This is a genomic window from Klebsiella sp. CN_Kp066 (assembly GCF_040065135.1).
Lineage (GTDB): Bacteria > Pseudomonadota > Gammaproteobacteria > Enterobacterales > Enterobacteriaceae > Klebsiella > Klebsiella oxytoca.
Map to the genome: position 1 here is coordinate 18,137 of NZ_JBEAIU010000047.1, position 24,169 is coordinate 42,305.

Annotated in this window: 20 protein-coding genes; 16 read left to right on the forward strand and 4 right to left on the reverse strand. The window is 53.8% G+C overall.

Going from position 1 to position 24,169, the window contains the following annotated elements; all coding sequences use genetic code 11:
* Positions 1-129: 129 nt before the first annotated feature.
* Complete coding sequence (gene udp / locus ABLV75_RS19005; protein WP_004097583.1) at positions 130-891, reverse strand: uridine phosphorylase; 762 nt, start codon at positions 889-891, stop codon at positions 130-132.
* A gap of 267 nt (positions 892-1,158) precedes the next feature.
* Between udp and ABLV75_RS19010 the strand changes: the two genes are divergently transcribed.
* The gene (locus ABLV75_RS19010; RefSeq protein ID WP_004107771.1) at positions 1,159-1,971 is read left to right on the forward strand and encodes a dienelactone hydrolase family protein; all 813 of its coding nucleotides are present in this window, start codon (positions 1,159-1,161) and stop codon (positions 1,969-1,971) included.
* Between the two features lie 148 nt (positions 1,972-2,119).
* Here ABLV75_RS19010 and ABLV75_RS19015 read toward each other — a convergent pair whose 3' ends face one another.
* Both ABLV75_RS19015 and ABLV75_RS19020 read right to left on the reverse strand, forming a co-directional pair.
* Entirely contained in the window at positions 2,120-2,791 is a 672-nt protein-coding gene (locus ABLV75_RS19015; RefSeq protein ID WP_004107769.1) for a transporter substrate-binding domain-containing protein, read from the reverse strand.
* Between the two features lie 28 nt (positions 2,792-2,819).
* Positions 2,820-3,755, reverse strand: a complete 936-nt coding sequence (locus ABLV75_RS19020) for a LysR family transcriptional regulator (protein WP_004107766.1) — start codon at positions 3,753-3,755, stop codon at positions 2,820-2,822.
* Positions 3,756-4,236: 481 nt separating this feature from the next.
* Here ABLV75_RS19020 and ABLV75_RS19025 point away from each other — a divergent pair, with 481 nt between their 5' ends.
* The 7 genes from ABLV75_RS19025 (at position 4,237) to acnB (ending at position 15,930) form a co-directional block, all read left to right on the forward strand.
* On the forward strand, positions 4,237-5,295 hold the full coding sequence (locus tag ABLV75_RS19025) for a lactonase family protein (protein ID WP_004107764.1): 1,059 nt from the start codon (positions 4,237-4,239) through the stop codon (positions 5,293-5,295).
* Between the two features lie 12 nt (positions 5,296-5,307).
* Positions 5,308-6,579: an SLC13 family permease gene (locus ABLV75_RS19030; protein ID WP_004107762.1), complete on the forward strand. Its 1,272-nt coding sequence runs from the start codon at positions 5,308-5,310 to the stop codon at positions 6,577-6,579.
* 11 nt (positions 6,580-6,590) lie between these two features.
* A complete protein-coding gene (locus ABLV75_RS19035) occupies positions 6,591-8,528 on the forward strand; it encodes an aconitate hydratase (RefSeq protein ID WP_032734260.1) in 1,938 nt (645 codons plus the stop codon).
* 120 nt (positions 8,529-8,648) lie between these two features.
* A complete protein-coding gene (locus ABLV75_RS19040; RefSeq protein WP_004107758.1) occupies positions 8,649-9,782 on the forward strand; it encodes a PrpF domain-containing protein in 1,134 nt (377 codons plus the stop codon).
* A 48-nt stretch (positions 9,783-9,830) separates the two neighbouring features.
* The gene (locus ABLV75_RS19045) at positions 9,831-12,095 is read left to right on the forward strand and encodes a hydratase (protein ID WP_004107756.1); all 2,265 of its coding nucleotides are present in this window, start codon (positions 9,831-9,833) and stop codon (positions 12,093-12,095) included.
* Between the two features lie 15 nt (positions 12,096-12,110).
* Positions 12,111-13,274, forward strand: a complete 1,164-nt coding sequence (locus ABLV75_RS19050; RefSeq protein ID WP_004107754.1) for an isocitrate/isopropylmalate family dehydrogenase — start codon at positions 12,111-12,113, stop codon at positions 13,272-13,274.
* A gap of 67 nt (positions 13,275-13,341) precedes the next feature.
* On the forward strand, positions 13,342-15,930 hold the full coding sequence (acnB, locus tag ABLV75_RS19055) for a bifunctional aconitate hydratase 2/2-methylisocitrate dehydratase (RefSeq protein ID WP_348855095.1): 2,589 nt from the start codon (positions 13,342-13,344) through the stop codon (positions 15,928-15,930).
* 164 nt (positions 15,931-16,094) lie between these two features.
* Here acnB and ABLV75_RS19060 read toward each other — a convergent pair whose 3' ends face one another.
* Positions 16,095-16,820 (reverse strand): GntR family transcriptional regulator, encoded by a 726-nt coding sequence (locus ABLV75_RS19060; protein WP_004107749.1) that lies wholly within the window; start codon positions 16,818-16,820, stop codon positions 16,095-16,097.
* Positions 16,821-16,965: 145 nt separating this feature from the next.
* Here ABLV75_RS19060 and ABLV75_RS19065 point away from each other — a divergent pair, with 145 nt between their 5' ends.
* The 8 genes from ABLV75_RS19065 (at position 16,966) to ABLV75_RS19100 (ending at position 24,165) form a co-directional block, all read left to right on the forward strand.
* Positions 16,966-17,760, forward strand: coding sequence for an amidohydrolase family protein (locus tag ABLV75_RS19065; RefSeq protein ID WP_004107747.1), 795 nt, complete (start codon positions 16,966-16,968; stop codon positions 17,758-17,760).
* 162 nt (positions 17,761-17,922) lie between these two features.
* Entirely contained in the window at positions 17,923-19,224 is a 1,302-nt protein-coding gene (locus ABLV75_RS19070; RefSeq protein WP_004107745.1) for an SLC13 family permease, read from the forward strand.
* A 21-nt stretch (positions 19,225-19,245) separates the two neighbouring features.
* Positions 19,246-20,304 carry a [citrate (pro-3S)-lyase] ligase gene (gene citC, locus ABLV75_RS19075; RefSeq protein ID WP_004107743.1) on the forward strand — a complete coding sequence of 353 codons (1,059 nt, stop codon included), beginning with the start codon at positions 19,246-19,248 and terminating at the stop codon, positions 20,302-20,304.
* Positions 20,301-20,597 (forward strand): citrate lyase acyl carrier protein, encoded by a 297-nt coding sequence (gene citD, locus ABLV75_RS19080; RefSeq protein WP_004107741.1) that lies wholly within the window; start codon positions 20,301-20,303, stop codon positions 20,595-20,597. The genes citC and citD overlap by 4 nt, the downstream gene beginning before the upstream one ends.
* Positions 20,594-21,490, forward strand: coding sequence for a citrate (pro-3S)-lyase subunit beta (gene citE / locus ABLV75_RS19085; protein ID WP_004107730.1), 897 nt, complete (start codon positions 20,594-20,596; stop codon positions 21,488-21,490). The genes citD and citE overlap by 4 nt, the downstream gene beginning before the upstream one ends.
* A gap of 7 nt (positions 21,491-21,497) precedes the next feature.
* Complete coding sequence (gene citF, locus ABLV75_RS19090; protein WP_004107728.1) at positions 21,498-22,991, forward strand: citrate lyase subunit alpha; 1,494 nt, start codon at positions 21,498-21,500, stop codon at positions 22,989-22,991.
* 2 nt (positions 22,992-22,993) lie between these two features.
* Positions 22,994-23,917, forward strand: coding sequence for a triphosphoribosyl-dephospho-CoA synthase CitG (gene citG, locus ABLV75_RS19095; protein WP_077254301.1), 924 nt, complete (start codon positions 22,994-22,996; stop codon positions 23,915-23,917).
* Positions 23,914-24,165, forward strand: a complete 252-nt coding sequence (locus ABLV75_RS19100) for an oxaloacetate decarboxylase subunit gamma (protein ID WP_004107724.1) — start codon at positions 23,914-23,916, stop codon at positions 24,163-24,165. The genes citG and ABLV75_RS19100 overlap by 4 nt, the downstream gene beginning before the upstream one ends.
* The last annotated feature ends 4 nt before the right edge of the window (positions 24,166-24,169 follow it).

Here is a 24,169-nt window from a genome sequence, read left to right on the forward strand (position 1 = left end):
TGCGGCAACGACTTACGGCACAAAATAGAATTGTGCTGTACAAACGTCCAGTTTGAAAGGGTTTTCCTGCGAGGCGCTACGCAAAAAAGAAGGGCCGAAGAATCCGACCCTTATACGAAGAGAGAATAATTACAGCAGGCGGCGCGCCGCTTCCACGACAATTTTCACCGCGTGGCTTTCGGTTTGCTTCATGGTTTCCGCGTTCGGAATCTCCTGCTGGGTACGGTTGACGATAACCCCGGCAACCATTCCGGCGCGCAGGCCCTGGCTGGCGCACATGGTCAGCAGAGTGGCGGATTCCATTTCATAGTTCATTACGCCCATCGCCTGCCACTCTTCCATCGAGCCTTTAAAGCGGCTAACGACGCGGCCGGAGAAGGTATCGTAACGTTCCTGGCCCGGATAGAAGGTGTCGGAAGAGGCGGTCACGCCGATATGGGTGGTTGCGCCAATAGACTTCGCCGCTTCAACCAGCGCGGTAGTACATTCAAAATCAGCCACCGCCGGGAACTCCATCGGCGCAAAGTGCAGGCTTGCACCGTCCAGGCGGACAGAAGCGGTGGTCACCAGAACATCACCTACGTTAATGTGCGGCTGAATGGCGCCGGTGGTACCAATACGCAGGAAGGTACGGATGCCGAGCTGGGCCAATTCTTCCACGGCGATAGAGGTCGATGGGCCGCCGATACCGGTAGAGCAGACAATCACTGCTTTACCATCCAGCTCGGCGCGCCAGGTGGTGAATTCACGGTGAGATGCCAGCTTAACCGGCTTATCCATCAGCGCGGCGATCTTTTCCACACGCTCCGGATCGCCAGGGACGATAGCCAGCGTAGCCCCTTGTAAATCGTTTTTGGTGAGGCCGAGATGAAAAACATCAGACTTGGACATAAAAAACTCCTCTGTGGGTCGAATTATCAGCAGAAGCAAAACGGTACTTTACAGAAGCTGCTGGTTCAGTTTTGTGATACCAATCACCATGAATGAAATTCATTGCAATAACTTTCCATAAAATAGTGATAAACATCACATTAACAAGCTAAATCTCAGAACCCTGAACAAAAGATAGCCGGTTTCGGGCACTGTGTTTGGTTAACGTCCTGTCCAGAGCAGCTATAGTTATTGATGCGCTAATAAATTGAGGGTACGGAGAATACCATGACGACAATCAAGCCAACCGGCTTTGCACCTGCAGCCACGCCGCACGCCTCAACTGCCGTTCACACATCAGATGAGAACATCGTCTTCGGGGAGACATCCATCCCTTCGCAGGGAGATAACATGCCGGCATTCCATGCCCGCCCGCGCAGCGTCGACGGTTCGCTGCCGGTGGTTATCGTGGTTCAGGAAATTTTCGGCGTGCATGAACATATCCGCGATATCTGCCGCCGTCTGGCGAAGGAGGGGTATCTGGCTATCGCACCGGAGCTGTATTTCCGCCAGGGCGATCCTAACGATTACAGCGACATTCCTTCTCTGTTCCAGGGACTGGTCACAAAGGTGCCGGATTCTCAGGTGCTGGCCGACCTCGATCACGTGGCCAGCTGGGCCTACCGCCACGGCGGCGACGCCCACCGTCTGCTCATTACCGGTTTCTGCTGGGGTGGGCGCATCACCTGGCTGTACGCTGCGCATAACCCGCAGCTAAAAGCCGCCGTCGCCTGGTACGGCAAGCTGGTCGGCGAAAAAACGCTTAATTCGCCGAAGCATCCGGTCGATGTCGCCGTCGATCTGAATGCCCCGGTTTTAGGGCTGTATGGCGCAAAAGATGACAGCATCCCACAGGATACGGTAGAAACCATGCGCCAGGCGCTACGGGCGGCCAACGCCACGGCGGAAATTGTGGTTTATCCGCAGGCCGGCCACGCTTTTAATGCCGACTATCGCGCCAGCTATCATGAAGAGTCGGCGAAAGACGGCTGGCAGCGAATGCTGGCGTGGTTTGCGCAGTACGGCGGTAAGCGGGGGTAACCCCCGCTTACCGCGCTGCGCTTACCTGACCTACGGATTCACCGCCATTTGCAGATTGGTAGTCCCGATAAGGGCTCCTCGAGCGCCGCACCGGGAAATATGCCGGGCCTGATGCATCGCCGCGGCTTCTTCCCGGTTAATGAAGAGGTCAGGCATAAATATAGCGGGCAACCAGCGCCGCCAGCGTGCCGTCCTGCTGCCACTGAGCTACCAACGCCTCTACCTGCTCGAAATACTGCGGAGCCGTGCGCGGCACGCAGATTGCTTGTTGAATCTGGCTATAGTTGTCAGGCAGCAGGCGAACCGCCCCGTTTTGTAAAGCAGCAGCCTCCAGCAGTTGACGAATATTCGCCACCATATCCCCCTCACCGGCCAGAAAAGCGCTCAGCGCCTGCTGAGTGGTCGGATATTCGTTAAGACGGGCATGTTTTAGTGTGCGCATGAGCGGCAGTGAATAGGCAGAACCTTTGCCGACATTAATCGTAACGCCCTCACGATCCATCTCCGTCACGGACGAGACTTCGCTACAGCGACGCACCAGGAGGGTACAGTCAATCGTCAGATAAGGTGTGGTAAAACACAGTTCATTCTCACGAGCCGGATCAACCGCCAGAAAAGCGATATCCCATTGATTATGTTGGGCATCTTCAACGATGCGTTTCGCCGCTGAATAGGGTTTTAGCCGTTCCGTCTGCTGGCAGGAGCGCGCGATTCTTCGCGCCAGGTCGACCGTCAGCCCCTGAAGTTCACCGGTAGCGGACTGCTCTGCAAGCAGAGCATTGCCTAAATTAATCGCAAAACGCAAAGATGATGATGGCATAGTTCGTTCCTTGTCGGATTAAGGACAGTTATCGCGAAAATAAATCAAAAGACGTTGCCCACTCTTCAGGTTTCCGTTCAAACCACATTTCCAGGAACAAATTCACTAACCTCTCGGCCATTGGGGATAATGGCACATCGTTGCGCCTTATCAGGCCAATACTGCGCCGGATAACCGGTTCGACAAGAGGAATGCTTACCAGTGAATCATGCTGATGATGCGACATCGCCATACAAGGCAACGCGGCAATTCCCAGGCCGGCCTCAACCAGTCCTATCGCCGTTGAATAGTGGCGCACTTCATAAAACCACTCCAGTGTTCCGGCAGTTTCGGCAATCTCCTGTTCGATCAGCATCCGGTTACCGCTGATGCGTCTGACGCCAATTAAGCGATGGGGAGCCAGTTCATTCCACTCCACCAGCTTCTTTGTCGCCAGCGGATGGTCGCGACGGCAAACCAAAATATAAGGCTCATCAACCAGGGGAGTGAAGGTGATTTGAGGATGTGTGACACGGTTCATATTAATACCGAAATCCGTCTCACCACTCATTAACGAATCTAAACTATCCATCGTTGCCTGCTCGTGAATATGCACGCGAATGTTGGGATAGAGCGCATTAAATTTTTCCAGCACCTTAGGGAGAAAATAGAAGGTTGCCGTGGGAATACAGGATAACTTAATGACGCCTTTCTGATGAGCCGCCAGCTCCTGCACGCTAAGAATGGCGTTATCCATATAGTCCAGCAGCGCCCGAGCGTGCGGCAGAAGCGCTTTTCCGGCATAGGTCAGCGTCACCTTACGCGTAGTACGTTCGAATAAAGAAACTTTGAGGTTTTCTTCTAATTTTTTTACTCTGCGCGTTAATGCCGGTTGCGATAAGTTGAGCTCATCCGCCGCCCGAGTAAAACAGCCAAAATCTGCAATAGTTACAAATGCTTTTGTCCCTAACAGCTCGCTTTTCATAGAAGATCCTTTTTACAGAAATGAAACATCGGGCAGATAAAAACTAAAAATAATACGCATCCCGCACAAGATTACTATGATTAATTTCCGCCAACCAACGCAGAAATGTAATAAAGGCTGAACTAAAAAAGACCTCGTTCCAGTCGGCTTTGTGATGCAGTTCATTATTTTTAGCCTTCCTGGCGCCATTGCTCATCGCTTTACATTACCTGCATACGCCTTACACTCGCTATCGTTCGTCTTTTATTAACACTCCAGTTATAAATCATGCCTTGCACAACCTATCTTGTTAAAGCTGGCAACATAAGAACAAGCTATTAATGCAAATTAGTTATCAATTGACACAAAAAAATGATTTATAAGCCTCTCGCCAAAATGACACCATAGCGATAACTCAAGAATTACTGCCAAAATATATTCACATAACAAATAAAAATAGGCGTAAGAGCGCAATATTCTTACCTTAATAAAAGGAATAATTATGTCTGTATCTTATGTTGGAAGCCGTACTACGGCGCTGCGTAACGCCAGAGGCCAGGGATTAAGCGTCTGGAATATTGATGACAACACCGGTAACTGGACGAAAATTCAGACCTTAAAAGAACAGGAAAATCCATCCTGGCTGACTTTCGATAATAGCAAAAACTTCCTCTACTCAGTCCATGGTGATTTTACCGAAGTCACCAGCTACGCGATTAACCCTACAGACGGTACCCTCACCTGGATTAACAAAATAACGCTGGAGGGCGGTAAAAATCCGGTATTTATTACTGCTGATAAAACTAATCGTTACCTGTTAGTAGCGACCTTACAGGGCGGCGCAGTCTATGTTATCCGCCGGCAGGAAAATGGCGCGCTGGGGGAAGTCGTATTTGTCTGGCGTTTTGCAGGCAAAACCGATGACACTATTTCCCATGCGCATCAATGCATCTGGGATCAAGAAAAAAACTATCTTTTCGTGCCGCAGCAGGGGCGCGTTGTCGGCTACGCGGGCGTCAGCGTACTAAAGTTTGACCCGGAAAAAGGCACTCTAACCGAAACCGACTATTTCCGTGCCAGAGAGTACTCTGAGCCGCGCCATATGGCGATCCATCCTAATAATCAATATTGCTATCTGGTTAATGAAAAAGACAATACCGTGACCTGGTTCTTTTTCGATCAAAGCAGCGGCAAGATTGAACCCCAGCAGATTATTCCGGTCCTGCCGGAATCCTATACCGGTGAAGGGCAATCCAGCGCCATACTCGTTGATAACTCTGGAAAATGGATAATTGAATCCACCCGTATTCACGAATCACTCTCTATCTTTCGCATTAATCCACTAACCGGTTATCTTACCCGCATTGAAACCATGAAGATACCGGGTCGTACGCCGCGTTTCATTACCTTTAACGATACCAGCGATCGTTTATTTGTCGCTAACGAAGATAGCGACACGATCATTCAATACGCATTCGACAATATTACCGGCAGCCTGACACAGTTATCCCCAGTCATTGCAACAGAAAGCCCGGTTTGCATTCTGTTTAAATCGCTATAACCGGAAGCCAATATGCCTAATCTTGCAATCATTTCACTATTGGCGATATTCATCGCCATTATTATTGGTTTTTATAAAAAGACCAACGTGGGAATAATTATGGTGGCCTTCGCTTTTATTTTAAGCCTGACCTATCATATCCCTACAGCCAAACTATTTAAGGGATTTAGCGTTTCTTTATTTTTAACGATGCTCGGTGTAACCTATTTATTCAGCATCCTGCATAATAATAAGACGCTAGAAATCTTATCAAAAAAGATCGTCGGTTCGGTGCATAAACGCAATCTTCTGCCGGTGGCTATTTATATTGTTGGCTTTGCGCTGTGTTCTGTAGGGCCGGGCGCGATTCCGGTTCTGGCGATAGTCCCGGTTATTGCCATCCCAATTGCTTTCCAGGCGCGGCTTAACCCGATCATGATGGCGATTATTGGCCAGTGCGGCGTGTTTGGCGGACGCATGACGCAAATCACACCGGAAGGCGTGCTTGTCATGGAATTAATGGAAAAACAGAAACTTACACCTGATCTATTCCCGGTGTGGCTCTGCTTGTTTCTGACGTCGGTTGTGATGGCCATCGTTTGCTACGTCTGGTATCGGGGCTGGCGCCTTGACGATCTCAATATCGGTAACGTGGATGGCATGAACCCTGTCGCGCCGAAATTCACTACCGTCCACTGGTGCTCTTTGGCAGGGCTGGTCGCGTTAATCCTGTGCGCCGTGGTTTTCTCCCTCAACGTAGGATTAACCGCATTTGCCATTGGCGCCTTACTCTCTGCGCTGGGCGCTGGCGATGAAACCTCGGCAATTAAAGGCATACCATGGTCAGTATTAATTCTGGTATGTGGCGTAGGCCTGTTAATGAACGTGGTGATGGAGTCCGGCGGTATTACTCTGCTGGCGAAAACCTTAACTACGGTAATGAATGAAACCACGGCATCATCCGTGATGGTCACAACCGCCGCAATTATGTCTTTCTTTAGTTCAGGTATTGGCGTCGTCTTTCCGACATTAATCCCAACCTGCCAGGGCATCGTTGAACATTTAGGCGTAAATATTTCCGCGATTGAACTGGTCGCCATGGTCGTCGTTGGCGGTACCGTCTCCGGCGTCAGCCCGGTATCCACCACCGGCGCGCTGATTATGTCCGGCGTCGCCACCAATAAAGAAGCAGAGCAGAAATATACCCCCAGCAAAATGTTTATCGAACTCTTCGGCTGGGCTTTTGCCGCCATGCTTCTCAGCTTTGCCATGGCTATTGTCGGTATCTACGCTCTATTTTGTTAACGGACCAGAAAATGAAACAGAACATTACCCAAAAAATTATTGCCCAACATTTACTAAGCGGCAGCATGGTTGCCGGTGAAGAAATTAGTATCCGTATCGATCATACATTAACCCATGATGTCACCGGCACCCCGGCCTATCTGGCCTTCGAAACATTGGGCATTCCACAGGTAAAAACGGAGCGTTCGGTCAGCTATATCGACCACAATATGCTTTATACCGATAATAAAAATCCGGACGACCATATCTATTTACAGACCGTCGCCAGCAAACATGGAATTTATTTATCTAAAGCCGGAAACGGTATTTGCCACACGGTCCATTTCGAACGCTTCAGCCGTCCGGGGATCACTCTATTGGGTTCCGATAGCCACACACCTACCGGCGGTGCTGTCGGCGCCATGGCGCTGGGCGCGGGCGGCCTGGATGTCGCTCTGGCAATGGCGGGTGAGCCGACCTGGCTGAAAATGCCGCGAGTGATTAACGTACGCCTGCATGGCCGTATGCAGCCGGGCGTTTCGGCAAAAGATATTATTCTGGAAATGCTGCGCCGTGAAACGGTCAAAGGCGGACTGGGTAAAGTCTACGAATATACCGGCGAAGGCGTAGCGCATATCAGCATCCGCGATCGTTCAACCATCACCAATATGGGCGCCGAAATGGGCGCAACCACCTCCATTTTCCCCAGCGATGAAGTAACCCGCGAGTTCTTTATTAAAGAGCATCGCGAGCAGGACTGGATTTCATTGCAGCCGGACGAAGGCTGCAAATATGACGGCTATATCGATATCGATCTCAACACGCTGGAGCCGTTGGTGGCGATGCCGGATATGCCGGACAACGTGACTGAAGCGCGCAACTGTCGCGATGTGAAAATCAACCAGGTGTTCCTCGGCAGCTGTACCAACGCCTCGTATACCGACTTCGCCAAAGCCGCGGCGATTATGGAAGGCCGCTTCACTCACCCGGAGGTCAGCTTTGTCGTTGCTCCTGGCAGCCGCCAGCTTTATCAAATGCTGTTACGCGACGGCATCATCGGCAAACTCATCGCTGCGGGCGCACGCGTCATCGACTGCGGCTGCGGCGCCTGCTGCGGTATCGGCCAGGCCCCTTCCACCGATGGTGTTTCGCTGCGCACCTCTAATCGTAATTTTAAAGGCCGCGGCGGCCATTTGAATGCGAAACTATATCTCTCCAGCCCGGAGGTCGCTGCCGCATCGGCCATTACCGGCTACATTTCCGACCCGCGCGATGTGGTTGATGTCGCCGTCCTCAACGACATTGTCGAGCCTCACAACTATATTATCGACGATCGGTTGATTCTGGCCCCGGCGAAAAACGGTGCAGAAGTCGACGTGATTCGCGGGCCAAACATCAAACCAATGCCGATCAACGAACCGCTGCCGAATACGCTGGCCGTACAGGTTTCCGCAGTGCGTGACGATAATATCACCACCGATGATATTACCCCAGCCAACGCCCAGTTCTCCGCCCTGCGCTCCAATATCCCGGAAATCAGCAAATACTGTTATGGCCGCATCGATCCGGGATTCCACGATCGCTGCAAAGAGCTGGGCAAAAGCATCATCATCGGCGGTGAAAATTATGGCCAAGGTTCAAGCCGCGAACATGCGGCCATCGCACCGATGTACCTGGGCGTCAAAGCGGTGATTGCCAAATCGATGGCGCGCATTCACAAAAATAACCTCGTTAACCACGGCGTAGTACCGCTGATTTTCGCTAACCCGGAAGACTATGCCTGTTTCGAGACATTTGACGAACTGCGTATCGAAAACTTCCACGAAGGACTACGTCAGCGCCGAGTGCTACTTAAAAATATGAGCAAAAACCGCGAAGTTGCGCTCAACGTCGACCTCACGCCGCGAGAAATCGAAATCGTGATCGAGGGCGGCCAGCTGCGCCACGTGGCCAGCAAAAATGCGCGGTAAGCCGTTAAGCCTGACACAAAATATCGCCATCCTGGCATAAGGAAAGGCCAACATTAGCGCCTTCATCAAGGCGTCTTAATTGGATGATTAACGTTGAAATTTAGCCACTCAGGAATCCCTATGAGAAAATTCAGAACGGTCTTTATGCGCGGCGGCACCAGCAAAGGCTGCATGTTTTTAAAAGATGACCTGCCTGCCGATCGCAATCAATGGGATCGCATCTTCCTGCAGGTGATGGGCGACCCGGATCCGAAGCAAATCGACGGTATGGGCGGAACGGTTTCCTCTAACAACAAAATCGTGATCGTCTGGAAAAGCGAACTACCTGACGTTGATGTCGAGTACCTTGTCGGCCAGGTTATCGTCGGCAAAAGCCAGGTCGATTATAAATCTAACTGCGGCAACATGACCGCTGCGGTAGGCCCCTACGCGATTGAAGAAGGTCTGATCCCGGCCGTTGAGCCAATCGCCACGGTCAGAATGCTCAACCACAATACCGGCAAACGCATTGATATCACCGTGCCGTGCGAAAACGGAACCTTTGCGCAGGAAGGCGACTGCCAGATTGCCGGGGTGGACGGTACCTGCGCGGAGCTGAAAGTTAACTTCCTCAATCCAGCGGGTTCTAAAACCGGTTCGTTGCTGCCAACCGGCAATACGCTTGACCTCCTGCATATCCCCGGCCACGGCGACATAGAGGCGACTATTCTCGACATCAGCAACCCGATGGTGCTGGTACGCGCGGAAGATATCGGCCTGACGGGCACCGAGCTACCCGACGCGCTTAACCAGAATCAGATCGTCAGCGACCTGCTGGAAAAAATTCGCGGCGCTGCCGCCTGCCTGATGGGATTCGCGAAAGATCTCGATGACGCACGCGACAATAGCCCGGCGGTGCCGAAAGTCGGCATGGTCACTACGCCGAAAAGCTATACGGATATCTCCGGTCAGCTGACACAGCAGCAGGAAATGGATTTATGCGCCCGCGTTATTTCCGTTTTCAAATGCCATAAAGCTTGTCCTCTGACCTCCGCCAGCGCCATCAGCGTAGCGGCGTTTCTCCCCGGCAGCCTGGTACAGCACATCGCCACCCTCAACGACTGGCGCGAGGGCATACGTATCGGGCACCCCAGCGGCGTCATGAAAATGTATCCCTCACTGGTGCAGAACGGCGATAGCACGGAGGTGCCCGGCGTCGCCGTGCAGAGGACGGCCCGACGGATTATGGATGGCACAGTGTACATCCGCGACTAACTCCTGCCGCAACGTGAGCGAATTAACCCAATTATAAAAGGAATAATTATGATCAAGCTTTCCGATGGCGGGGTTTACCTGCTGAATGGCACCGAAGTGGTTGAAGAGAAAAACGCCCCGGCATCTCTGAACAAAACCGAAGCGCAAAAAGGCACCATTTCATGGTCAATCCTCAATGCGCACAACACTTCCGGCGATATATCGCAGCTCAAGTTGAAGTTTGATGCCCTCACCTCTCACGACATCACCTTTGTCGGTATTGTACAGACGGCAAAAGCTTCCGGCATGACCTACTTCCCGATCCCTTATGTGCTGACCAACTGTCATAACTCACTGTGCGCGGTCGGCGGTACCATTAACAGCGATGACCATATGTTCGGCCTGTCGGCGGCCAAAAAATATGGCGGCATCTACGTTCCTCCGCATCTGGCAGTTATCCACCAGTACATGCGCGAGATGATGGCCGGCGGCGGCAAAATGATCCTCGGATCTGACAGTCATACCCGCTACGGTGCGCTGGGGACGATGGCCATCGGCGAAGGCGGAGGCGAACTGGTTAAACAGCTGCTTAACGACACCTATGACGTGGCTTATCCGGGCGTCGTCGCGATTTATCTGACAGGCAAACCGCAGCCGGGCATCGGCCCGCACGACGTCGCGCTGGCAATCATCGGCGCAGTCTTCAAGAAAGGGTATGTGAAAAACAAAGTGATGGAATTCGTCGGGCCGGGCGTCTCCACCATGGACACTGATTATCGCAACGGCATCGACGTGATGACCACGGAAACCACCTGCCTGAGTTCCATCTGGCGTACCGACGCCGACACGCACTGTTTCCTGGCGAAGCACGGTCGTCCGGAGGCCTACCAGCGCCTGGAACCGGCCGATATCGCATACTATGATGGCTGTGTACACGTCGATTTAAGCGCCATCAAACCGATGATCGCCCTGCCGTTCCATCCGAGCAACGTCTACACCATCGATGTGCTAAACGACAACCTGACCGACATTTTGCACAGCGTCGATCAAGAAGCCAAACATATTGCCGGAGAGCAGATCCCGTTCTCGCTGTTAAATCATGTGGAAAACGGCAGACTGCGGGTTCAGCAGGGCATTATTGCCGGCTGTGCGGGCGGTAACTACTCCAACGTTTACGCTGCGGCACAGATGCTGCGTGGTAAAAGCTGCGGCAATGACGCCTTCTCGCTGGCGGTCTACCCGTCTTCTCAACCGGTCTTTATGGACCTGGTGAAGAAAGGCGCGATTGCCGATCTGATGGCGGCCGGCGCGATTATCCGTACCGCCTTCTGCGGCCCTTGCTTCGGCGCGGGCGACACCCCCTGCCACGACGGGCTGAGTATTCGCCACACCACGCGTAACTTCCCGAACCGCGAAGGCTCTAAGCCGGGTGTGGGCCAGATGTCCGCCGTCGCGTTGATGGACGCGCGTTCAATCGCCGCAACGGCGGCGAACGGCGGCCTGCTCACGCCATCCACAGCTTTACCGCCTGTTGACGTCCCGGAATATGACTTCGATCCGACCCCCTACCACAGCCGCGTCTACATCGGAACCCACCAGAAGATCAACGATGCCGAGCTGGTTTATGGCCCGAATATCAAAGACTGGCCGGAAATGGAGCCGCTGCATGACAACATTCTGCTAAAAGTTGTCTCGCGCATCATGGATCCGGTAACCACCACCGATGAGCTGATCCCATCCGGCGAAACCTCCTCCTACCGCTCTAATCCGCTGGGCCTCGCCGAGTTCACGTTGTCCCGCCGCGATCCGCAATATGTCAGCCGCAGCAAGGCAGTACACGCGCTGGAGAGGTCCCGCGCGCAGGGCGAAATCGGCGAAGAACTACAGTCAGTATTTACCCAAATCCAGGCCATCCCGGGGTTCGCTGAGATTAAACCGCTGGATGTAGAGATCGGCAGCGTGATTTACGCCGTGAAGCCCGGCGACGGCTCCGCCCGCGAGCAGGCGGCAAGCTGCCAGCGCGTACTAGGTGGACTGGCGAATATTGCCGAGGAATATGCCACCAAACGCTACCGCTCAAACGTCATTAACTGGGGAATGCTGCCGTTCCAGATGGTGGGCAAACCGACCTTTAACGTGGGGGATTCTATTTTCGTTCCCGGCATTCGCGCCGCTCTGGACGCCGACTCGCGCACGTTCCGGGCCTTTGTCATCAGCCCCGGAGGTCAGGTACAGGAGATTGAGCTAACGATGGCGCCGGTCACCAAAGATGAACGGGAAATCATCAAGGCTGGCTGCCTGATTAACTACAACAAGGCCCGCAACAATAAGTAAATCAATGGAGTTGTTATGACGTTTATCGAAGAAGCTCAGGCAAAATTCGCCGAGTTAATCACCTCAGAACTGGCGCGCATTGAAGCGATGAAGCAGGCGGGGGAAGCGAAAGATTTTTCGCAGCAGGAGCGTATCGTCGTCGGGATCCTGCCCGGCGACGGCATCGGTCCAATCATAATGAAACAGGCTTTGCGGGTACTGGAATTTCTGGCAAAAGATGAAATCGCCACCGGTAAACTGGAGCTGCGTCCGGTCAGCGGCATGACCATCGAAGAGCGCGCGCGTCTGGGGCAGAGTCTGCCTGATAATGTACTGGAACAAGTTAAGCAGTGCGACGTGCTGCTGAAAGGGCCGATGGTGACGCCACGTCCGGGCGAGAAGTGGCCGAACATGGTCAGCGCAAATAGCCTGCTGCGCCGCTCGCTGGATCTGTTTGCCGCTGTACGACCGGTCTCTATTCCGGAAAAGAATATCGACTGGACGTTCTTTCGCGAAAATATCGAAGGCGAGTATATCTGGGGCAATAAAGGCATTCAGATTACTGATGACCTGGCCGTAGACTTCAAAGTTCAGACCGCGCAGGGCACCGAGCGTATCGCTCGTCAGGCGTTTGAATTCGCGAGAAAGAATGGCAAAACCAACGTCACTGTGATCACCAAGTCCAACATCGTCAAGCTAGCGGACGGTAACTTCCTGCAAGGCGTACGCAAGGTCGGCGCAGAGCATTACCCTGACATTGAAGTGCAGGATCGTCTGGTCGATGCCATGTGCGCGCGTATGGGTGATGAGACCTTCTGTAAGGGGCTACAGGTTTTCGTCCTGCCAAATCTGTACGGCGACATTGTGACCGACATCGCCGCCGAGCTTCAGGGCGGACTGGGTACGGCCTCATCAGCCAACATCGGTAGCCGTTACGCGATGTTCGAAGCGATCCACGGTACCGCGCCGGGATTGGTGAGCGAAGGGCGCGGCGAGTATGCCGATCCGTGCAGCCTGATCCGCGCCGTCGGTATGCTGCTGGCGCACATCGGCTACGGCGAGAAGAGTCGCCAACTCAGCAAAGCGCTGCTCCAGTGTACCGTCAGCGAACGCAAAAAAGTCGTCACGACCTACACCAAAGACGCCAGCGCGGCGGAATTCACCGATTACCTGCTGGAAACCTTAGCTCATCAGGCTTAAGGCCCGCCAAAGTCCCGGCGAAGGCTATTTCGCCGGGCTTATCAGCAAAAAACCAAGGATGACAACCGTGCTGGAAGAATACCGCCAACATCAGGCCGCTCGCGCCGCAGAGGGGCTTGTCGCCAAACCGCTGAATGCCGGACAGGTCCAAAAACTCACCGAACTGCTGCAACACCCTCCCGTCGGCGAAGAGGCATTTTTATACGATCTTTTCGTTAACCGTGTCCCGCCCGGCGTCGACGATGCCGCCAGGGTGAAGGCCGATTATCTGGCAGCGCTAGCCGCGGGAGATCTCGTCTCACCGCTGATCGACAAAACTCGGGCGATAGCGCTACTCGGCACCATGCTCGGCGGCTACAATATTCCCGCCTTAATCGCCGCGTTAGATAACCCCGAATTAGCCCCAGCCGCCGCGGACGCACTTTCATACACCCTATTAATATTTGATAATTTTCAGCTCGTGGAAGCTAAAGCTGCAGCGGGAAACCTATCAGCTCAGCAGGTTCTACGGGCATGGGCTGATGCTGAATGGTTCTTAAAACGCCCCGCCGTTGGCGAAAAAATCACGGTCAGCGTATTTAAAGTGCCGGGCGAAACCAATACTGATGACCTCTCTCCGGCGCAGGATGTCTGGTCGCGCTCGGATATTCCGCTGCACGCACTCACTATGCTGAAGAACCCGCATGATGGCATTGAAGCGGACCAGCCTGGCGTCATTGGCCCGCTTAGTAAAATCGCGCAGCTTAAGGAGCAGGGATTCCCGCTGGTTTTTGTCGGCGAGACGGTCGGCACCGGTTCATCGCGTAAATCTGCCGCCAACTCGCTGCTGTGGCACATGGGCGAAGATATCCCCTTCGTGCCTAATAAACGCGGCGGCGGAATGGTTATCGGCGGAAAAATCGCACCAATTTTTTTCAACACTCTGGAGGACTCCGGCGCGCTGCCGATTGAAGCGGATGTAAGCCAGCTGAATATGGGCGACGTTATTGACGTATATCCCTATAAAGGCGAGATACGCCGTCACGACGATAATAAATTATTAACGAACTTCACGCTGAAAACCGACATGCTGCTCGACGAAGTTCGTGCCGGGGGGCGAATTCCGCTGATGATCGGCCGCGCCTTAGTGGCCAGGGCCCGGCAGGCACTCAGTCTGCCACCAGACACTATTTTTCGTCAGGCCAATGCACCCGCAGAGAGCAGCCGCGGCTTCTCACTGGCGCAGAAAATCGTTGGCCGCGCCTGCGGCGTAGCAGGCATCCGCCCCGGAACCTACTGCGAACCGAAAATTACCTCCATCGGTTCACCCGATACCAGTGGGCCGATGACCCGCGACGAACTCAAAGATCTGGCATGCCTGCGCTTTTCCGCCGATCTGGTGATGCAGTCTTTCTGTCACACCGCCGCTTATCCAAAGCAGATAGATGTCCAGACACATCAGACGCTGGCGGACTTTATGCGCGAACGCGGCGGCATATCGCTACGCCCGGGAGATGGCGTTATCCATTCATGGCTCAACCGCATGGTATTACCGGATACCGTTGGCACCGGCGGCGACTCCCATACGCGCTTCCCGATCGGCTTATCCCTGCCTGCAGGCTCCGGGTTGGTGGCCTTCGCCGCCGCCACCGGTATCATGCCGCTGGATATGCCGGAGTCGGTGCGCGTCCGTTTCCATGGCACAATGCGTCCCGGCATCACCCTGCGCGATCTGGTACACGCTATTCCGTATTACGCCAGCAAGCAGGGCCTACTGACCGTCGGCAAGAAAGACAAGATGAACATCTTCTCCGGTCGTATCCTGGAAATTGAAGGGCTGGAGGCGCTCACCGTCGAACAGGCGTTTGAACTCACCGCCGCCACCGCCGAGCGTTCGGCGGCAGGATGCACCATTAAGCTGAACAGCGCGTCGATCATCGACAGTATCAAAGGCAATGTTGTACTGCTGAAGTCGCTGATCGCCGAAGGCTATGGCGATCGCGACGCGCTGGAGCGCCGTATTCTGGCAATGGAAGAGTGGCTGGTCGATCCACAGCTGCTCGAAGCTGATGCCGATGCCGACTATACCGCCACGATTGATATCTATCTTAACGATATCAACGAGCCGTTGCTGTGCGCGCCGAACGACCCGGATGATGTCAGACCGCTATCCGCCGTCGCGAATCATCCTGTAAATGAAGTGTTTATCGGTTCCTGCATGACCAATATCGGTCATTTTCGCGCCGTCGGTGAAGTACTCAACGCTCACGAGGGCCAGCTCCCGGTACGCTTGTGGCTGGCGCCGCCCACCAGGATGGACGCCAGTAAGCTCAAGGATGAGGGGTGGTTCAGCATTTTCGGCCAGCGTGGCGCGCGTATTGAAATTCCCGGCTGTTCCCTGTGTATGGGTAACCAGGCGCGGGTAGCGGATGGAACGACGGTGGTTGCCACCTCTACACGTAACTTTCCCAATCGTCTCGGCGCAGGCGCCCGGGTTTACCTGGCGTCGGCTGAACTTGCTGCGGTCGCGGCTCGACTCGGCAAGCTCCCCACACCAGAAACGTACCTTAGCCTGGTCGAACAGATTGACGAGCGCGTTTATCATTATCTGCAATTCGATCGGTTTGATAACTATATGGAAAAAGCCGCTGAGATGATTTTTCAAACCCGTTGTTAAATGATTTTCCCGCTCCGGTCATAAATGCGCATTTATGGGCCGGGCGGGTTATCGACCGAGCTCAATCTTAAACAACAATTAATGCAGTTATATTATTAATAAGCCTATTAAAGGCATTGGTTTTATTAATTTAATTATGGCACCCTGCATTTCAGGTCGGGACATTATTTATCCCGATATGTGCTGTACTGGAATTCATATTCTTCGCGATACCAGGTTTCGCCCCACAGGATAAGCTTGTCATCTCCTGCCAGGCAAGTATGTTGACGCACCATCACCGGTCGGCTGCGTTTGATATCGAGAAATTTTGCCACATCCTGCCCCGGCAGCGCGACGCGAACCTGGTTATGAATAGTATGAATAATAATGCCCAGCTGCTGTTCAAATAGCGTTTGTAAGGCCAACGTCTCCAGAGAGGCTACAGTAATATGGGCGGCGATTTCAGCATCAAGATAGCGAAATTCAACCGCCAGAGGCCTGCCGTCAATAAGGCGTAAACGAACAAGACGGTATATTTTCGCTCCGGCATTGAGTTGTAAATGTGTCAATAATGCCGGCGTTGCGGGCACTTCGCCAAAGAAGAATACCTGGTACTGAATAGAAAGATTGCTTTCCTGTAAATCTTTCTCAAAAAAACCAAGCTCTTGCTTTCTGACGCGAGTCACAATCGGCGCGGCTTTGACGAATGTGCCTTTGCCACGTATGCGTTCAATGAGCCCTTCGCTTAACAAGCCGTGCATCGCATGAACTACCGTGGCACGGGTAGTGGAAAACTGTTGTGCCAGTTCATTTTCAGACGGCAGCTTGTGACCAGGTGGATAATCGCCCCGCTTAATGCCGCTGCGAAGTTGTTCCTGGATCTGCACATAGATCGGTAAAACGTGAGCCATGTAGGAGTATCTCTATTTGCCAGGTTGTATAGTCAACCCTAAGTTGAGTAGTCAACTATTCAACTCGAGGTTGAACATTCAGGCTCACTACAGAGCCAGCAACAATCATTTTATCGTTATCTCTCTGAAAAAGGATAAAATTTAGATGCATTTTGATACTCATGCTCATGTTTTTACCACCGGTTTGCCGCTGGCAGAGCATTGCCGCTACGTACCAGAGTATGATGCTACTCCGGCCCAATATCTGGCTCAACTGGATCGGCACCATATCGACAAAGCGATACTGATCCAGCCGAGTTTTCTGGGTACCGATAATAGCTATATGCTGGAAGCAATTCGTCAGTCGCCGGACCGTTTTTACGGCGTGGCGGTCATCGATCCAGATACGCCGCTTTGTGCGATGGAAACCCTTAAACAGCAGGGAATCATCGGCGTGCGCCTGAATCTTATCGGACAAGAGCTGCCAGATTTAACTATGCCGGTGTGGCAGCAGCATCTGCGCCATATTAACGCGCTTGGCTGGCATATTGAACTTCATCGCCCAGCGGCGGACCTGGTTCCGCTCCTTGGCGTACTGCTCGCCGCCGATGTAAAAATAGTTATTGACCACTTTGGCCTGCCTGCGGGAAAAGACAACGACCCGGGTTTTATCTATCTTCTCAAATATGCAGAAACCGGTAAAATATGGGTGAAAATTTCCGCCAGCTATCGCAACGGCAGCGCACAAAAGCCAACTGATAACACGGAAATGCTCATGCCCTTATTATTAAAGCACTTTGGTGCCGAGCGCCTGCTATGGGGCAGCGATTGGCCGCATACGCGTTACGAAGATCGCATGACTTACACAAAAGCCATCGATGAGATTTATCATTGGGAATTAACAAATACTCAACGTAATAATATCCTTAGCCAAAGCGTTATAGAGCTTATTAATCGTTGAGCATTATCCTAAAGAAGATTAAAAATATTATTACAATAGCATATATTTGCAGAATGGTTGGGTTCGCCATGTGTATTCGCAAAAAATATGAATAAAAACCGATATTAAATCCGTTAGCTCGGTGATTACCTCATTTCCGATAACACGGTAAAAGGACTTATCATGAACATCAGCATGATAGTAATACTCTCTATTGTCATCTCGATTGCGTTAGGTTACCGGACAAAAATAAATACCGGTCTGTTCGCCATTGTATTTGCCTACTTTATAGGTTGCTTCCTGTTGGATATGAAGGCCGGAGAAGTTATCAAAACATGGCCGATCGGTATTTTCTTTGTTATTTTTGCCGTTTCGCTTTTTTATAACTTTGCATTAATCAATGGCACCTTAGAAAAGCTGGCTATGCATTTGCTCTACTTATGCCGCCACTTTCCGAAATTTTTACCGCTGGTGATTTATTTCGCCGCCACCTTTGTGGCGAGCCTGGGGGCGGGTTTCTTTACCGTTCTCGCCTTCTTCGCGCCGTTAACGTTGCTGTTGTGCCGCAAAACAGGAATGAATAAGCTGGTTGCCGCCGTCGCTGTTAACTATGGCGCGCTGGGCGGTGCTAATTTTATGACCAGCGCCAGCGGTGTTGTATTTCGCGGGCTTATTGATAATGCAGGCTACAGCGCAAACTCTTTTATCTACACGTCATCTATTTTTCTGGTTTCTTTCATCCTACCGATAGTGGTTATTCTTTTATTAATCTTTCTCACCACCCGTGGGAATAATGCGGTCAGCGGCGCTTTGCAGGTTGAAAAACCCGCGCCATTCGATAGTAAGCAGAAATTAAATCTGCTGCTGATTTTCGCGATGCTGCTGGTGGTTCTGGCATTCCCCGTCATGCATCTCATTATGCCTGACGCTAAGGACATCAAGTTTATCAACGCCAGAGTCGATGTCGGCCTGGTCTCTATCGTATTCGCCGTTATCTCCCTGTTTCTCAAGCTCGGCGATGAGAAAAAAGCCATCGCTCTGGTGCCGTGGAATACGCTGATCATGATTTGCGGCGTCGGGATGCTGATTCAGGTCGCGATTAAAGCAGGCACCATTGATATGCTGGCAAGCTGGGTTGGTTCGAGCCTCCCTGCCGCCATCGTCCCCTTCGCTCTGGCGATTATTGGCGGCATGATGTCATTCTTCAGCAGTACTCTGGGCGTCGTCTGTCCGGCCCTGTTCCCGATAATTCCGTCAATAGCCTCCGCCACCGGTATTAACGCCATGATCCTGTTTACCGCTACGGTAATTGGCGCGCAGGCAACGGCAATATCCCCGTTCTCTTCCGGCGGCAGCCTGCTGCTCGGCTCCTGCTCCGAAGACAAAGAACGTAATGAACTATTTCCCACCCTGTTGTTTAAAGCGGTGCCGATGTGCGTGTTCTTCGCGCTATTAAGCGTAGCCATCATGATGTTGTTTTTTTAATTAAGTGAAAGGAGGGTCGATATGGACACCACCACGATTATCAGCAGAGTGCCCCGAAAAAATGCGGCAAAAATTGCTGAAATAATCCGTTTTCTTCAGGCTAATAATCTGGATATCGACCCTCACGTTACCGATTTTGTGGTGATTTACCAACAAGATGAAATTGTTGCATGCGGTGGCGTTGACGGCGACATTATTAAATGTATCGCTATTTCCCGGCACCTCCGTGGCCAGGGAGTATTACTTAAGCTGGTCACTGAGCTTATTAATATCGCCATGGAGAATGGCAACAGTACATTATTCGTGTACACCCGCAGCCATAACGAACGTCTATTTATCGACTGCGGTTTCACCACCCTGGTTTCGATTCCGGGCTGCATGGTATTAATGGAAAATAGCGGTTCTCGCCTGACGCGCTATCTGCAAAAGCTGGCACAGCTGCGTAAACCAGGCAACCGCATTGCCGCCATCGTGATGAATGCCAATCCGTTTACCAACGGCCATCTGCATCTTATTCGCTATGCTTCAGACCATTTTGACTGGTTGCATCTGTTTCTGGTTAACGAAGATGCCGCCCAGTTTCCTTTCACGGACCGCCTCGCGCTGGTTCAGGATGCGACGCAGAGAATGACGAAGCTGACGGTGCATCCTGGTTCACAATATATGATCTCACGCGCCACCTTTCCGGCTTACTTTCTGAAAGAACAGCCGCTCGTCGAGCGCTGCTACACGCAAATCGATATCACGCTTTTTCGTCAATATATCGCCCCGGTGCTCGGCATCACGCACCGTATTGTCGGGAACGAGCCCTTCTGCCCGATAACCGCGCGCTATAACCAGGACATGCGCCATTGGCTCAGCACGCCGGCGCTTCCCTTCGCCCCAGTGGAACTCGTCGAGATTTCACGGCTGCAGTGGCAAGGCACGCCCGTTTCCGCTTCCAGAGTCCGTCGTCTGTTGCAGCAAAATCGCCTTAGCGAGGTCGCCCCCCTGGTACCTGACACCACCCTACGTTATCTGAAGCGCCACCAGAAAACTGACCTGGCGAGCATGACCACAACCCCTACAGGAGCATTATGAAACAGATTGTCCCCGCCGTAGCCGGGACTCTGGAGTCCAGCGATGCATTAATCCGCATCGAACCGCTGGCTCCCGAGCTACCGCCGGAAATTGAAATCACCAGCTCGGTCCAAAAACAGTTTGGCGATGCCATCCGCGCCACGCTGGCTGCCGTACTACAACAACACGCGATTCGCGGCGTCGCCGTCATCGTGGATGACAAAGGCGCGCTGGACTGCATACTGCGCGCGCGTCTGGAAACCGCTCTGATGCGCGCGGGCGCACTGACGCAGGGCTGGGGAGAAAAATCATGAAGCCAGAACGTAAAAACCGCCTGCGCCGCAGCATGCTGTTCGTCCCTGGCGCTAACGCCGCCATGCTGAGCAACGCGTTTATCTATCCTGCCGATGCGCTGATGTTCGATCTCGAAGACGCCGTGGCCGTGCGCGAAAAAGACGCCGCCCGTCGCCTGGTCTACCACACGCTTCAACACCCGCTTTATCGCGATATTGAAACCATTGTTCGCGTGAACGCCCTGGATTCTCAGTGGGGCATCGATGATCTGGAAGCCGTGGTACGCGCCGGAGTCGATATCGTCCGACTACCAAAAACTGATACTGCAGAAGATGTTATCGCGATGGAAAAAGAGATTGCTCGCATAGAACGAGACTGCGGGCGCCAGCCCGGCAGCACCGGCATGCTGGCGGCCATTGAGTCAGCTAAAGGTATTCTGCAGGCTCCGGCCATCGCCCAGGCTTCTCCGCGTTTAATCGGTATCGCGCTAGGCGCGGAAGATTACGTGCGCGATATCCGTACCGAACGCTCCGCTGACGGCATTGAGCTGCTGTTTGCTCGCTGCACCATTCTGCAAGCGGCGCGAGCGGCGGGGATTCAGGCCTTCGACACGGTCTACAGCGATGCCAACAACGAGGCGGGTTTCCTGCAGGAAGCCGAGCATATCAAACAGCTGGGTTTCGACGGCAAATCGCTGGTCAACCCGCGGCAAATTACCCTGCTGCATAACCTCTACGCACCGACGCAGAAAGATGTCGATCATGCCAGACGCGTGGTTGAAGCAGCGGAAGCCGCTGAACGCGAGGGCCTGGGCGTCGTCTCTCTCAACGGCAAAATGATCGATAGCCCGATTATCGCTCGCGCCCATCTGGTGCTATCCCGCGCTGAACTATCCGGCGTCCGTGAGGAGTAAAACCGCCATGAACCACACTCAAGATTTATCCCGCATCATCGGTGAACTGACGCCGTTTACCGATACTGACAAACAGATGCAGCGCCAGCAGCGTCGGGCCAAAACCTGCGCTTCACTGGAAGAAGCCGTACGCCGCAGCGGGCTGCGCGACGGCATGACCGTCTCTTTCCATCACGCCTTTCGCGGCGGCGACCTGACGCTGAACCTGGTGATGAACCAGCTGGCAGCGATGGGCTTTAAAAATATGACCCTGGCCTCCAGCTCCCTGAGCGCCTGCCATGCGCCGCTGATCGATCATATCCGCAACGGCGTGGTCACTCGGATTTACACTTCCGGCCTGCGTGGTCCGCTGGCGGAAGAGATTTCCCGTGGATTGATGGAACATCCGGTCCACATTCACTCGCACGGCGGCCGCGCCCACCTGGTGAAAAGCGGCGAGTTGCATATCGACGTGGCGTTCCTCGGCGTTCCGGCCTGCGATGATATGGGCAATGCCAATGGCTACACCGGCAGCGCCACCTGCGGTTCGTTGGGCTACGCTATGGTCGATGCGCAGCACGCCGCTCAGGTTGTACTGCTAACGGAAGATATTCTGCCTTACCCGCATCACCCGGCCAGCATCAGGCAGGATCAGGTTGACCTGGTGGTACAGGTAAGCTGCGTGGGCGATGCGGAAAAGATCGGCGCCGATGCTACCCGCATGACCTCCAACCCGCGCGAGCTGCAAATTGCGCAGAACGCAGCGCAGGTCATTGAAGCCTCAGGTTATTTCCGCGAAGGCTTCTCCCTGCAAACCGGTACCGGCGGCGCTTCTCTGGCGGTAACCCGCTTCCTCGGCGAGAAAATGCGCCGTAAAAACATCCGCGCCGATTTCGCACTCGGCGGCATTACCGCCACCATCGTTGGCCTGCATGAAGAGGGCTACATTCGTCGTCTGCTTGACGTTCAGGGTTTTGACAGCGTTGCCGCCCGCTCGCTTGCGCGTAATCCCGACCATATTGAAATTAGCGCCAACGAATATGCCAACTTCAGCGCCAAAGGCGCGTCGGTCAATAAGCTGGACGTCGTTGTGCTAAGCGCGCTGGAAATCGACACCGGCTTTAACGTTAACGTGCTGACCGGTTCCGACGGCGTGCTGCGCGGTGCGTCCGGAGGGCACTGCGACACGGCGGTCGGCTCCGCGCTGTCAATTATCGTCGCTCCGCTGGTGCGCGGACGCATTCCGACCGTTGTCGATAAGGTGCTGACCCGTATCACTCCCGGATCCAGCGTCGATGTGCTGGTGACCGACCACGGCGTGGCGGTCAACCCTGCGCGCCCGGAACTCGCACAGCGCCTCCAGGCTGCGGGTCTCAAGACCGTCACCGTGGAATGGCTGCGCGACCGCGCACGCCAGCTGACGGACGAACCGCAGCCCATCGCCTTTACCGATAAACCTGTCGCTATCGTGCGCTATCGGGATGGTTCGGTGATAGATATCGTTTATCAGGTTCGCGATTAGTGATGTTCACGATGCCTCTCGCTCCACAGGGCGCCCACATTGCGCGCCAGGAAAAGCTACCGCAGGCTTATCGTAGCCGTTATTACGCCAGGCTTGCCTACCGGGCAATGCAGACGGAAGCCCGGCTGACGCCTAAACCCGGTCTGGTTGACGGACGAAATAGCGGCGCTCACCAGGATATGGCGCTGCCTGATTTTCTGCGCAGCGCCAGCGCAATTGCTCGCGATCTCCCCCTGTTCGTTGAAGAGGGGGCCGCCAGCGCGGCGCGGGATCCCGACTCTGTACTGGATCGCCTGAAGCCTATCGGGCTGCGTTGCGAAACGGCCATGTTGCGCGCGACGGGAGGCGTCAACACGCATAAAGGCGCCATCTTTATACTCGGACTGTTTTGCGCCGCGATCGGTCGTCACGAGGCGACGGGACAAGCGATCTCACCTGCCGCGCTGGCCGCCACCGTGGGCGCGTTTTGTCAAGGTATCGTCGAACGCGAGTTGGTTGAACTCCGCGGTCTGACCCCACTCACCGCCGGGCAGCGGCTGTTTATTACTCTGGGTTTCACCGGCGCGCGCGGCGAAGCGCAGGCCGGATACCCGTTAGTCATCGACACCGCTCTCCCCCGCTATCGTCAGCTGCGAGGTGAAGGCCTGAGCGAGGAGCTGGCACTGCTCAATACCCTGCTGCTCATTATGTCGCGCAACGATGATACCTGCGTCGCCTCGCGCGGCGGCATTAAAGGGCTGCGCTGGCTACAGCGTCAGGCGCAGCTATTGCTCAACGTCGGCGAGATCCGCTCGCCGGCCAACCTCTCTCTGCTGCAGCAATTCGATGAGCTCTGTATTTCCCGCAATCTCAGTCCCGGCGGCAGCGCCGATCTGCTGATGCTGACCTGGTTTCTTTCACACTTTCACGACGAGGAGAGTCAATGACCAATAATGCACTGCTATTAGGCGAAGGCTTCACCCTGATGTTCCTCGGCATGGGGTTCGTGCTGGCGTTTCTGTTCCTGCTGATTTTCGCCATTCAGGGCATGTCCGCCGCCGTTAACCGCTTCTTCCCTGAACCGGCTCCGGCCCCGAAGGCGGCACCTGCGCCCGCCGCGCCCGCCGACGATTTCGCCCGCTTGAAGCCGGTGATTGCCGCCGCCATCCACCACCATCGCCGACTTAACCCTTAATTCT